This is a genomic window from Halocola ammonii, assembly GCF_049334165.1.
Classification (GTDB): domain Bacteria; phylum Bacteroidota; class Bacteroidia; order Flavobacteriales_D; family Sanyastnellaceae; genus JBEGHD01.
The window spans coordinates 422,630-434,934 of the sequence record NZ_JBEGHD010000001.1; the positions used below are offsets into that span (position 1 = coordinate 422,630).

A 12,305-nucleotide genomic window follows, 5' to 3' on the forward strand; every position below is an offset into this window, starting at 1 on the left:
TTCTCACAATTACTAAATTGTGAAAGATTCTACTACCATAGTTATGAGAATATTTGTGTTGTCCTTTTTCATTTTGCTTTCGAATTTGAGCGCTCTGGCTCAAATGGAAACCAGCGTCATTGCAGGAATCAACATGGGCACACATATTGAAAAAGGAGGCCGACAGAGCAGTGACATCTCTATTGACTACAATCCGGGTTTTAACATTGGTTTTTCCGCTGTCAACCAGGTAACTGACCAACTTTCTATCGATTGTGCCCTACTATTGGAGCAGAAAGGAGCTACTCGTGAAGAGGTGATACCACTTGCATCTTCCAGCATAATAAACACAAACGATGTAAGACTCTACTACGCTACGGTGCCACTGAGAGCTCAATTTCGCCTCGAAGTTTCGGAGGAAAACTTCTTGATCGTTGGAGCGGGCTTTTACGGGTCCATCGGGCTGCTGGGCAGAGGAGCTTACACCACTAAAACCAACGATGACGAGATCACTCGAAACTACAAGGTGGACTGGTGGAGTGGCGATGTTAGAAGCAATGATGAGTTTTCGAATCTAGACTTTGGGCTTACAGCGCAGCTAGGCTTTCAGTTTAAGAGAGTTCGCATCGAATTGAATTACGACCGAGGTATAAGAAATATCTATTCGGCTCCTACCAGACAATTGCGCAAGTACAATCAGACTTTCCGCTTGAGTTTGGGATATGAGCTAAGGCTCTGAAAATTGAACTAGAAAAGTACGCAGATATGAAGAATTTCCAGTTTTATTTCAATTTCGCTTTACTCCTGGGGGTGCTTTCAGCTCTGGCTGGTTGCGAAAAGGATGATGAAAACAAAGAGGACACAGAAGACTTATACGAAACCTATTTCGTGGGCAAGGTAAATGGCGAGAACTTTGAAACCTACGGCTATTGGAGTTGTTCGAGCATCTATGGAACCTACTATCCAGATGGCTATCTGGATTTTGAGAGTGGATTTATGACTTTTACAGCAAAAAACTGCAACACAAGCCAAAGTGTTATTATCGGAAAGGTGTCAAATCTGGAAGAAGGAGTTTTCACTTCGACTGATACTTCAGACATTGAAAGGCCCTGGTGCACTTTTGCGGATTTGGACTACGACTTTGAAACACCAGAGGGCGAATCGATAAACCTGAGTGCAAACCACCGTAAACAGATACGGCTCGAGATCACAAGGTTTGAGCAACTGGAAGACTTTGGCAACTACTATGTTGAGGGAAAGCTCGATGCCATTGTACAGGACACTGTGATCGACAGTACAATTGTCCTTTCCGATGTAAAATTCGGCTATGAGTTTTAATGACTCACCTGAGAAGGAAATTAAGTATTTCCGCGGTTTGATCACTATATTTACCTTTAACTAATACGCCTTAATCTATGAGATTTGCTTTAACTGTTCTTTTCTGTCTGAGTGTTCCGTTAATCAGTTTCGGTCAAAATTATTATCTGGCAGGTGGACTCAATGTGTCTAGCTATGTTCGCAACACTTTTGACCCTGACGGAGATGCCGTGTTCAACTTTCGCCCTGGCTTTCACCTGGGCATTATTGGAGATACTTATTTTTCTGAAAAACTGTTTGTAGAAACCGGTGTTGTCTTCAGTCAAAAAGCCTCTCGCTTGCAGGTGACGAGAACACTCACGACTTCCAAATTATACACCGATGATCGATTGACCTTGCATTACCTCGAAGTTCCACTTCGTATTGGATATGAAGTGAAGCATTTTGAGGAGGTAACTTTAATAGTGAGTGGAGGGATTTTTGGGGGAATGGCTCTTTCTGCCAGAGGCACATATGAGACCAGAATTCATGACTATGAGTTTGAAGAGCGATACAAAATTCCCTGGAACGACTTGTTTGGGAGCCAAAAGTTCAACAGCCTGGACTACGGATTAACTGCGAGTGTTGGGGCATCACACAAAGACTTTCAACTACACCTCTTATACGCAAGGAGTATGGCAAACCTGGCGCTTCCAATAGGCTTCAACCAGTGCTTTAGAATATCGTTGAGGTATCAATTAAACAACCAATTATGAAAAAGACAATAAGCCTCTTTGCTCTCTTATTCATTTTGATAGGCTGCGGAAGTGAGGAGTTCGATTATCGAGAATACTTCGAAGCGCGAGTTAATGGAAAGGAATTTCATCCAAAAGGTCAATTCTGGGTATGCACGGCCATTTCTTCAAGAGGGGGCAAGAATGGGATATTCATTGAAGCTGAGAATTGTGATACGGACGAGAGTATCATCTTAAGGAAGTCGCATCAATTATCGGAGACGGTCTACACCTCGATTGACACTGCGGAAGCTTCAAGGCCTGGTTGCACTTTCTCTAACTGGAATGATGACTTAAGCGCCAACCAAGAGCAGGAGATTCGCCTTGAAATAACCAACATAGAATATATCGAAGGCGATGATCTTTATTTCATTGAAGGTGTTTTGGATGCAGTGCTTTATGATCCAACTCTGGATAGCACTGTCGTTATTTCTGACCTTCGGTTTGGACGTAAATTTTGAACCCTACTCCACCGTCACCGACTTCGCTAAATTCCTTGGCTGGTCTACGTTGCAGCCTCGCATGAGCGCAATGTGGTAGGAGAGCAACTGGAACGTAACTACGGCTACCAGTGGCACTAGCAAGTTGTCCGTCTTAGGAATTTCGATGATGTAGTCGGCAAGTTTCGGATATTTGTTAATATTTTAACTAAATGAGTTTGTCGTTGAATTCCCTTTTAAGTATCACTTTGTTCTGTACAATAGTATTTGGGGCTTTCGTTTCATGCAATAAGGATGACGCTCAAGAGAAAAGAAATTATTTCAGAGGCCGAATCAATGGCGTACAGCTGAGACCTGGGGGAGAATTCAATTGTACAACGGTTTCGGGGACTTATTATCCTGAGGGATACTTAGACTTACAGGAGGGTTTTTTAATTATCATGTTGAGAATTGCAACAACGGAAAGGCCTTGATTTTTGGAAAGGGGGCAGATCTTTCTGTAGGAACTTTCACGTCAGCAGACCCAGATGATTTAAGTGCCCTTTCATGCAGCTTTATTGACTTTGAGAGCACCTACCTACTGCCGGACGGAGAAATACATAGATTGAATGCTAATGTTGTTGAAGAAATTCGATTAGAAATTGTGACACTAGAATTCCTCAATGAACATAACCTTGTCTACATAGAAGGGTTTCTCGATGCTGTGGTGACTGATACAATGTTAGACACCACAATTATCGTTTCAGACATTAAGTTCGGTCATAACTTTCAAATACCATGAACGAGCGAAATCAAACTGTCATAATAAACCTCAAGACTGTTACTCTGGCCTGTTTGTTCTTTGTTTCATTCTCAACCTTGGGGCAAGGCAATGGAATTGTTGGTGGGTTTAGCTATTCCAATCAAGTTGAAGTTGGCACTGCAGCATCAACAGATTTGAGAATGAGGTTTATTCCCGGTTTTCATTTGGGTTTTACAACGAGCTTGCAATATTCTGATCACTTATTTTTTGACGGAGCTTTACTATTTGAACAGAAAGGAGTGGTGAGAAATGAGATAAAAAAATTATCATCGACTTCCCTTACCATTGAAGATCGGGTCAGACTTTATTACTTGAATGTCCCGGTACGAGCTCAGTACAGGTTTTCCGTTTCCGAAAAATCAGAACTGCTTTTAGGTGCAGGAATATATGGGTCTGTAGGCACACTTGGGAGAGGAAAGTATCGGTCAGAAGTAAAGGGTGAAACGCGTGAAGTCATGTACAAAGTGGACTGGTGGGACTTTGACATTAGGAGAAACGACTACTACTGGTTGTTGGATTTTGGACTTGCAACTCAAGTGGGTGTTGTGTTCGATAACTGGAAAGTAGAAATCAATTACGACCGTGGTTTGATGGATATTTCATCATTGCAATCTGGAGACTACAAGCTTTACAACCAGAGTTTTCGTCTCAGTGTGAGTTACAAATTTGGACCGTAGTTTCTTTCAAGGCCGATGAACTCCTTTAATCTCTGAGACAACAACTTTTATTCAGGGTGTAGGTTAACTACTCCACCGTCACAGACTTGGCCAGGTTTCTCGGCTGGTCTACGTTGCAGCCTCGCATGAGCGCAATGTGGTAGGAGAGCAACTGGAACGGAACTACGGCTACCAGTGGCACTAGCAAATTGTCCGTCTTAGGGATTTCGATGGTGTAGTCGGCAAGTTTTTTAACCTGTTCATCACCGTAAGTCACAATCGCAATCACTTTCCCTTTTCGGGCTTTTACTTCCTGAATGTTGCTAACGATTTTCTCATAAGACTCATCCTGGGTGGCGATCACAAACACAGGCATATTTTCGTCAATGAGTGCAATTGGGCCGTGTTTCATCTCCGCAGCTGGATAGCCCTCAGCATGGATGTATGAAATTTCCTTGAGCTTCAGAGCTCCTTCAAGAGCCACAGGGAAGTTGTTTCCCCGTCCAAGGTAAAGAGCGTTTGCCACGTCTTTATAGATCTCAGAAATCGATTCAATCTGATCGTTCGACTCCAACACTTGCTCCACCTTGTCTGGCAACGAGTTGATTTCGGCCATCAGTCTGTAGAGGCGTTCGTTCGAAATCGTCTCACGCATCTGTGCCACAGAAAGAGCGATAAGTGATAGCACAGTGATCTGCGCAGTAAATGCTTTAGTTGAAGCAACACCAATTTCTGGCCCAGCGTGGGTATAGGCTCCGCTGTGAGTGGCACGAGAGATCGTACTGCCCACCACGTTGCAAACTCCAAAAATGTGAGCGCCTTTTTTCTTGGCGAGCTCGATAGCTGCGAGTGTATCTGCAGTTTCTCCAGACTGGGAAATCGCAATCACAATATCGTCCGGATAGATGATCGGGTTGCGATAGCGGAACTCCGAAGCGTATTCCACTTCAACCGGAATTCGCGCCACATCCTCAAACATGTACTCAGCCACGAGTCCCGCATGCCATGAAGTTCCACAAGCCACAATGATAATTCTTCGGGCGTTGATCCATCGATCTTTGTTGTCATCAATCCCGCGCATCTTGATAAAACCCTTCTGGAGGTTCATTCGCCCGCGGAAACAGTCTTTAATCGACCTCGGCTGCTCGTAGATCTCCTTGAGCATGAAGTGGTCGTAGCCGCCTTTTTCGAGCGCCTCGAGCTGCATTTCCAGCTCCTGCACATAAGGAGTTACCTTTTGGTTTTGCAGGTTCATGATTTTGAGCTCCTGGTCGCGGTTGATCACGGCAATTTCCTCATCTTCGAGGTAGATCACATTTTTGGTGTACTCCACGATTGGCGTAGCGTCAGATGCGATGTAGTAATCACCGTCTTCGCCTATTCCGATTACCAGTGGGCTACTCTTTTTAGCAGCTATCAACTGGCCTGGGTTTTCGCGATCCATCACCACAATGGCGTAGGCACCGACAACTTCGTTCAGCGAAATCCGAACGGCTTCTGCCAGGCTTACATTGGCGTGGCGATAAATGTCCTCGATGAGGTTGACCAGTACCTCGGTGTCCGTCTCACTTTGGAAAGTATGACCACGATTGATCAGCTCCTCTTTGAGTGTGCTGTAATTTTCGATAATTCCGTTGTGAATAATCGCGAGGTTGCTCTTGTTAGAAAGGTGTGGGTGAGCATTCTCATCGTTAGGCTGGCCGTGTGTAGCCCAGCGGGTGTGGCCCATGCCAATGCTACCATGATGGCTGTTTTTACCAACGTGATCTTCAAGCTCAGAAACTTTTCCCTTGCATTTGTAGACCTGAATGTCGCCTTCGTCAATCAGCGCAACACCGGCACTGTCGTATCCGCGATATTCGAGCCTGTGAAGGCCTTTTATTAGAATTGGGTAAGCTTCTTCCTTACCCAGGTACGCTACAATTCCACACATAATTTTTCAGTCGATTGTTTCAGATTAGCGAAGGTAACGAATCAGAAGTTTAATCAGTGTAAGTGAGCACCAGTCGAGGACGATTTTCTTCGTCTTCCAGACCGTTGATCACACTCCTGCGCACATCGAAAGGAACACTTGAGCGGGGTGAAGTAGTCCCAAACCTAGGGTGTTCTGCTTCCAGGTAAATGACGCTGTTTTCTACAGTCCCTTCGAATACGCCTTGTATATGCCTTGTGATATTGAATCTGTATTCGTGTTTCGTTGTATCGTAAAGCATATTTACATATTGAGCTCCTGTTGGTGCGAAGAAATCACGAATTGGCAGTTGATCTTCGCCATCATTGTAGTCGGTTAGAGGTACAACTTTAATAATAGGGAAGTACGGCTCTTCCGTTCCCTCCTCGAGGGGAATCACGAGCTCTGCGCGGTTGATAATTCGGGTTGAAGGATCCGCGTAATCCATCAGATTCGGGAATGAAATTTTTGTTCTCACACCACCTTGAGACTGAATGTAAAGTCTTTCAGCTCCAGAAATAGAATCCTGCCCATTTTGCAATGGTTGCAAGTCGGTGCCAGAATAGTCGAACTCCACATTAGTGAAGTACGCACAGTTGGAATTAATTAGGAGCTCAAACTCGAGTTCTGTCTCCGGCTCTTCGTCACCTAGATCACGGTAGTGCATGGTTATGCTCGACCTGGTGCTTGTGGGGCTAATTTCGAAGGTGTTGGCTGCTTCAGAGTTACTGCTAATTCGAATACCGTTAAAAAACTGGATAAAGTTCTCGTTGTTTTGCAGGTCTTCAGTACCGCTTGCGTCCAGAAGTACTTGAGCTAGTTCATTGGTAAGGTGAAATCTAACCCGAATAAGAGTTTGATCATCAACAACCTCAGTATCAGCTGTATCAACAGTTTGAGTTATCCAATTGGGGTCAATTAGGTTGTTGCCAGTAACCGCTAACTGAGATTCTGTAGTATAACTGGAGTCAATTGAAAGTGGTTCGGTAACTCTTTCGACCACAAAGTCTTGAGGAACAATGTCACCGTACATTTCACCTGTGAGAAGAAGCTCCATCACAACGGAATCCACGACTATGTTTGACACATCGCCAAAATCAACATTGTTCGTTGACAGTCTGAGCTGAGTGTAGGTGGAGGTCTTTACACTTCCGAATATAGGATCTACATAATTTCCAATCAGGCTTCCGAAAATACTGCTTTCATCTGTGCGAACGGGCTCCACACCCTCAGTCACCATCTGCAACGTAGTTGTGTCGGTTGTTGTGAGGTCTATGTTGTCTTCCTCTGGCTGCACGCCTATCCCGACCTCGTTTTCTGGTTTTTCGCAGCTGCTCAAAACTGTCGTTAGTGCAGTTAAAAAAAAGAGAGCGGCCAAAACTGGCCGCTGTCCCTTAAAAATACGATATGTCATTTTCATCATTTTCATCACTCTTCAACCATCACCGACTTTCCCTCCAAAATCGAATCGTAGAATTGTGAAATTTCACCTACGTAGGCATCTTCGCCTGGGAACTCGAGTGTTGGCTTGTCAGTTTTTTCAGAGAACGTCTTAAACTCAGCCGGTACATCTTCAGTACCCATGATCACCGCATCTGAGTGCTGGATGGCCAGTTTGTTGATGTTTTCAAAAGTAGGATCGGTAATTACATCCATTTGGTCTTTGTCAATCCCGTCAAATGCAATCTTGTCGATCAGGTTCTTATCTAGTGTACCCTCGAAGCCCTGGTCGTATGCTGAGTAAACCACTTTGGTATCAGCAAAATGTGGATCTTCGTTGTACATGTTTTTTACATAAAGCGGCATCAAAGCCGACATCCAGCCGTGGCAGTGGATGATGTCCGGTGCCCATCCCAGTTTCTTCACGGTTTCTAAAACTCCGCGAATGAAAAAGATTGAACGTTCGTCATTGTCTTCAAACATTTCACCTTTTTCGTCTTTCAAAACGGCTTTTCTCTGAAAGTATTCTTCGTTGTCGATAAAGTATACCTGCATGCGTGCAGTTGGGATAGAAGCTACCTTTATTATTAGTGGGTGATCAGAATCATTGATGATCATGTTCATCCCAGAGAGGCGAATAACCTCGTGGAGTTGGTGCCTTCTTTCGTTAATTTTGCCATAACGCGGCATGAAAACACGTATTTCTTTTCCTTTTTCGTGGATCCCCTGTGGCAGGTTTCTGCTGATTGAAGAGATTGGATTCTCTGGTAAGAATGGGGTTATTTCCTGGGATACATAAAGGATTCTTGCTTTATTCATAAAAGAGGAGTTGTTTAGGATACAGTTCGCACAAAAATTCAGGCAAAAATACGAAAAAAAGCCCCAGGGTTCAAGTAAAACTTTTAGCTTTGACAGCTTTTTTCAATTCGAAATGAGCCATTGAGGCATGGAAAAAATTGAGCAGATAGACATATTGCAGGAGCGGATAAGTCGCTTTAGATCAGCGGGAAAGAGGATCGGCTTCGTGCCCACCATGGGCGCTCTCCACGAGGGTCATTTATCTCTCTTAAAAAGTGCTAAAGAAAGCTGTGATGTGGTAGTCGTGAGCATCTTTGTGAACCCGACTCAGTTCAATGATCCTTCCGATTTTGAGAAATATCCCCGCGATTTGGAGCGTGACCAAAAGCGCCTCAGCGATAGTGGCTGCGATGTGCTTTTTGCCCCGAGCCGAGAGGAAATGTATCCTTGTGAATACAAAGAATCGTACGATTTTGGGAAACTGACTGAAGTGCTCGAAGCTGCTTACAGGCCCGGGCACTTTGATGGAATGGCAACCATCGTCAAACGACTACTCACTGTGGTGAAACCGGATGCTGCTTTCTTCGGAGAAAAAGACTTTCAGCAGTTGGCAATTGTCCGCTCGCTGGTAGAAAAGGAAAACCTGAAGGTCGAAATAATCGGCTGTCCAATTGTTCGCGAAGAAAGTGGCCTTGCCATGAGTTCTCGAAATGAAAGGCTTTCGGCCACCGAAAAAGAAACGGCTACAGCGCTTTCTCAAACTCTCTTTGCCATGGCTGACATGGTGGGAGAGTACTCACCTGAGGAGCTTCAGGAGTGGGGACGAAGCCAACTTGAAAACGCACATGGTTTGCGACTCGAATACCTCGCTGTTGTGGACGGCACTACTTTCAGCCAACCTCAACACTGGAGCGATGCCAGCGAGCCAAGAGCCCTTGTTGCTGCCTATGTGGGAGAGATCAGACTCATAGACAATTTGAAACTGAGCCCCGTGACTGAAAATTTTGAAGCTGTTTCAAATGCTTAAAAAAGTCGCTGTGCAGTTAAAAAATGTACCTTTGCCGCAAAATCTAATTTTATAAGTTAATCAAAGAACTAGTAGTTTTATGGGAAGCATTGGACCCTGGCAAATCGTTCTTATCGTTCTAGTTGTGCTGTTGTTGTTTGGTGGAAGAAAAATCCCCGAACTTATGAAAGGACTTGGAAAGGGAATGAAAGAATTTAAAGATGCCACAAAAGGCGATGAAGACGAGAATGGAAATTCGAACAGTTCTTCGTCTGACCGATCGAATTCAGAAAACAAGAAATAACAGCCTCCGAAGGCTTGTAAAGAAAATTGGGCACACCCGAATTTATTTTCGAGGTGTGCTTTTTTTTGTTGTACTCTCAGCGCTTTAAGGAAATCTAACGCAACGTTGATTACAACAAATCACGACTTCTTTCCGTATTTTATAGATATGTGTCCGATTGAACAGATATTTTCAATCTTGTTTTATTTTCGTGGGACACCTTTTAGGAAATAAATGACCTTTAAACACTCAAAATTCATGAAACTCCGATTTATTCCGGGAATCATTTTTTCAATCACTTTGGCCTTGCTGTCAACCGACCTCAGAGCACAGGAAGAAAGTAATGAAGACTCACTGACCATTGCTCCAGACGACCCGGTAGTTGCAATGCTGGATAGCCTGCTCTATTCGGGATACTGCAATGCGAATTGTTTTTCAGCCGACACAGGTGTTTTAAATGTCTATGGCTATGCACCCGATTCTGTTCCGGAGTTTTCGGAAGAGGTGCTTCGCCAAAGGCTGGAAGAGCTCAACAGGCTCACACCCATGGAGATCACATACAATCGTGACGTCCACAACTTCATAAACCTCTATGCCAACAAAAAGAGAATTCTCACAAGCCGTGCCCTGGGATTGAGCGAGCTGTACTTTCCGATGTTCGAAGAGCTCTTTGACAGGTACGACATTCCTTACGAAATGCGCTACCTTGCTGTAGTGGAGTCGGCACTAAACCCAAGAGCAAAATCCTGGGCCGGTGCAGTTGGAATTTGGCAGTTTATGTACTCTACAGGAAAAATGTATGACCTAAGAGTTTCATCTTACTACGATGAACGCATGGATCCTTACCAGGCTACTGAAGCTGCGTGCAAATACCTCAAATATTTGCACAGTCTTTATGATGACTGGAACCTCGCATTGGCGGCCTACAACTCAGGCCCGGGAAATGTGAACAAGGCAATTCGGAGATCTGGTGGAAAGAAAGATTTTTGGGAAATTCAAAAAAGACTTCCCAGAGAAACTCAGAGCTATGTGCCCGCATTTATTGCTGTAAACTACGTGATGCACTATGCCTCGGAGCACAACCTCTATCCGATTCCTCCGGACATGAGCTATTTTGAAACGGATACGATTTACATCACAAAGGAGTTGAAGTTCGACCAAATTGAAGCGTTCACCGATGTTTCGGAAGAAACTCTGGCGATGCTCAATCCTAGCTTTCGAAGAAACGTAATTCCGCAGGACGGCTACCGACACATTCTCAGGCTTCCGTACGATGCCGTTGGAGATTTTATTGCCAACGAGGAGGAAATCTACAAGTACAATGAAGACGAACCACAGGCCGTGGACGGTTACATCACTCGCGAGGAAATGATTTATCACCGTGTTAGAAGTGGCGATGTTTTGGGCGTAATTGCTGAAAGATACGGTGTTGGACTGAGTGAATTGCGCTCCTGGAACGGTATCCGTGGCAACATGATTAGAGCTGGAGATCGCCTGGTGATTTACAAGGAAACGAAGATAAAAGTAGAAGACGCGAGGTCAGAGGAAAAAGAAGAATCAGAAGCTACAACAGAAAATAAGACTTCTACAGAGGAGAAAACTTCAGAGAAAAACACAGTTCAAGCAGAGGTGGACGACCCTTCGCAGTTTAAGTACCACACTGTTCAGCAGGGTGATACGCTCTGGGATATTGCCAATAAATACGATGGTGTTACAGTGAATGATTTGAAGCGATTGAACGGTGCAGTCAACACCAAAAGACTTAAATTGGGTCAGAAAATTAAAATTCAAAAGATCTGACTCAATGAGCCGTACCCTTTTTCTTTTTTCAATTGCATTTTTTTCCATCACCTTATTTAGCTCCTGCGATGAGCAAGCCGCGCAAGGAAACGGTAATCGAGCTTACCTGCCATCTTACATCGGACAATCTGGCGAAGTAGCTATAATTGTCGAAACCGACCTGTGGAACGGTTCGGTTGGCGACAGTCTTAAGAAAGAGCTCAGAAGGCCCATTCCGCTAATGCCGGCATACGAGCCGATGTTCGATTTGTATCAGCATCCGCCAAGCACGTTTACCAAAACGCTCAAGCCTTTTCGGAATATCATTCACATCGATATTGCCGACAACATTAACTATAAGGATCCGCAGCTAAAAGTTGTTAAGGAGAAATACGCGAAGGATCAGCTGATGTTCAAAATTGGCGTGACTTCAAAGAAAGCGTTTCACGAGCTTTTCCAGGATAACGTAGACGAAATTATCCGCATGATAAACGAGGCTGAGGTCGAGCGTACTATCAAGTATTTCAAGCGCTTCAACAATGCTGAAGTGCGCGAGAAAATTGCCAAAGATCACAATGTCAGAGTACTGATTCCAGACAACACAGACTTGCTGGAGAACAGAGAAAATTTTGTGTGGGCTTCGCGAGATATGTCCAGGAACAAGGATGGCCGAATGCACGATGTGCAGCAGGGTATTTTGATTTATCATTATCCATACGTGGACGACAGCACATTCACTAAAGATTACTTGCTCAATGTTCGCGACTCTGTGCTGAAAGCCAATGTTCCGGGTCCGGTCGATAGCAGCTGGATGACGACCTCATACGTCTACGAGCCGGCTTATGAGCCAATTAATCTAAACGATAAATACGCGACAGAAATTCGCGGACTTTGGCGGGTTGAGAATGCTTTCATGGGTGGTCCGTTCATTTCTGTTTCGCAAGTAGATGAAAAAAGAGGCCGCGTAGTCACCGTAGAAGGATATGTTTTCGCACCCAAATTTGACAAGCGAGAATATATGCGTGAGTTAGAAGCTGTGGTGAAAAGTATTGAGTTCGAAGGAGAATGACTACTTTTGCAC

At 44.4% G+C, this 12,305-nt stretch carries 13 protein-coding genes; 10 read left to right on the forward strand and 3 right to left on the reverse strand.

Annotated features, from left to right (window positions below; genetic code table 11):
• Positions 1 to 19: 19 nt before the first annotated feature.
• The 6 genes from ABHV44_RS01675 (at position 20) to ABHV44_RS01700 (ending at position 3,988) form a co-directional block, all read left to right on the forward strand.
• Positions 20 to 718, forward strand: coding sequence for an outer membrane beta-barrel protein (locus tag ABHV44_RS01675; protein ID WP_459072901.1), 699 nt, complete (start codon positions 20 to 22; stop codon positions 716 to 718).
• A gap of 26 nt (positions 719 to 744) precedes the next feature.
• Positions 745 to 1,317 (forward strand): hypothetical protein, encoded by a 573-nt coding sequence (locus tag ABHV44_RS01680; protein ID WP_459072902.1) that lies wholly within the window; start codon positions 745 to 747, stop codon positions 1,315 to 1,317.
• A 77-nt stretch (positions 1,318 to 1,394) separates the two neighbouring features.
• Positions 1,395 to 2,051 carry a porin family protein gene (locus ABHV44_RS01685; RefSeq protein WP_459072903.1) on the forward strand — a complete coding sequence of 219 codons (657 nt, stop codon included), beginning with the start codon at positions 1,395 to 1,397 and terminating at the stop codon, positions 2,049 to 2,051.
• Positions 2,048 to 2,530 carry a hypothetical protein gene (locus tag ABHV44_RS01690; RefSeq protein WP_459072904.1) on the forward strand — a complete coding sequence of 161 codons (483 nt, stop codon included), beginning with the start codon at positions 2,048 to 2,050 and terminating at the stop codon, positions 2,528 to 2,530. The genes ABHV44_RS01685 and ABHV44_RS01690 overlap by 4 nt, the downstream gene beginning before the upstream one ends.
• 448 nt (positions 2,531 to 2,978) lie before the next feature.
• A complete protein-coding gene (locus ABHV44_RS01695; RefSeq protein ID WP_459072905.1) occupies positions 2,979 to 3,290 on the forward strand; it encodes a hypothetical protein in 312 nt (103 codons plus the stop codon).
• Positions 3,287 to 3,988, forward strand: a complete 702-nt coding sequence (locus tag ABHV44_RS01700) for an outer membrane beta-barrel protein (RefSeq protein WP_459072906.1) — start codon at positions 3,287 to 3,289, stop codon at positions 3,986 to 3,988. The genes ABHV44_RS01695 and ABHV44_RS01700 overlap by 4 nt, the downstream gene beginning before the upstream one ends.
• A gap of 67 nt (positions 3,989 to 4,055) precedes the next feature.
• On the opposite strand, the gene glmS is transcribed toward ABHV44_RS01700, so the two are convergent.
• The 3 genes from glmS to ABHV44_RS01715 are packed head-to-tail and all read right to left on the reverse strand — an operon-like array spanning position 4,056 to position 8,177.
• Positions 4,056 to 5,900, reverse strand: coding sequence for a glutamine--fructose-6-phosphate transaminase (isomerizing) (gene glmS, locus ABHV44_RS01705; protein ID WP_459072907.1), 1,845 nt, complete (start codon positions 5,898 to 5,900; stop codon positions 4,056 to 4,058).
• Between the two features lie 49 nt (positions 5,901 to 5,949).
• Positions 5,950 to 7,332, reverse strand: coding sequence for a DUF4270 family protein (locus ABHV44_RS01710; RefSeq protein WP_459072908.1), 1,383 nt, complete (start codon positions 7,330 to 7,332; stop codon positions 5,950 to 5,952).
• Between the two features lie 14 nt (positions 7,333 to 7,346).
• Positions 7,347 to 8,177 carry a glycogen/starch synthase gene (locus ABHV44_RS01715; RefSeq protein WP_459072909.1) on the reverse strand — a complete coding sequence of 277 codons (831 nt, stop codon included), beginning with the start codon at positions 8,175 to 8,177 and terminating at the stop codon, positions 7,347 to 7,349.
• Between the two features lie 127 nt (positions 8,178 to 8,304).
• Here ABHV44_RS01715 and panC point away from each other — a divergent pair, with 127 nt between their 5' ends.
• The 4 genes from panC (at position 8,305) to ABHV44_RS01735 (ending at position 12,293) form a co-directional block, all read left to right on the forward strand.
• On the forward strand, positions 8,305 to 9,183 hold the full coding sequence (gene panC / locus ABHV44_RS01720; protein ID WP_459072910.1) for a pantoate--beta-alanine ligase: 879 nt from the start codon (positions 8,305 to 8,307) through the stop codon (positions 9,181 to 9,183).
• Positions 9,184 to 9,262: 79 nt separating this feature from the next.
• A complete protein-coding gene (gene tatA / locus ABHV44_RS01725) occupies positions 9,263 to 9,466 on the forward strand; it encodes a twin-arginine translocase TatA/TatE family subunit (protein WP_459072911.1) in 204 nt (67 codons plus the stop codon).
• Between the two features lie 237 nt (positions 9,467 to 9,703).
• Positions 9,704 to 11,245, forward strand: a complete 1,542-nt coding sequence (locus tag ABHV44_RS01730) for a lytic transglycosylase domain-containing protein (RefSeq protein WP_459072912.1) — start codon at positions 9,704 to 9,706, stop codon at positions 11,243 to 11,245.
• Between the two features lie 4 nt (positions 11,246 to 11,249).
• A complete protein-coding gene (locus ABHV44_RS01735; protein ID WP_459072913.1) occupies positions 11,250 to 12,293 on the forward strand; it encodes a DUF4837 family protein in 1,044 nt (347 codons plus the stop codon).
• Positions 12,294 to 12,305 lie beyond the last annotated feature (12 nt).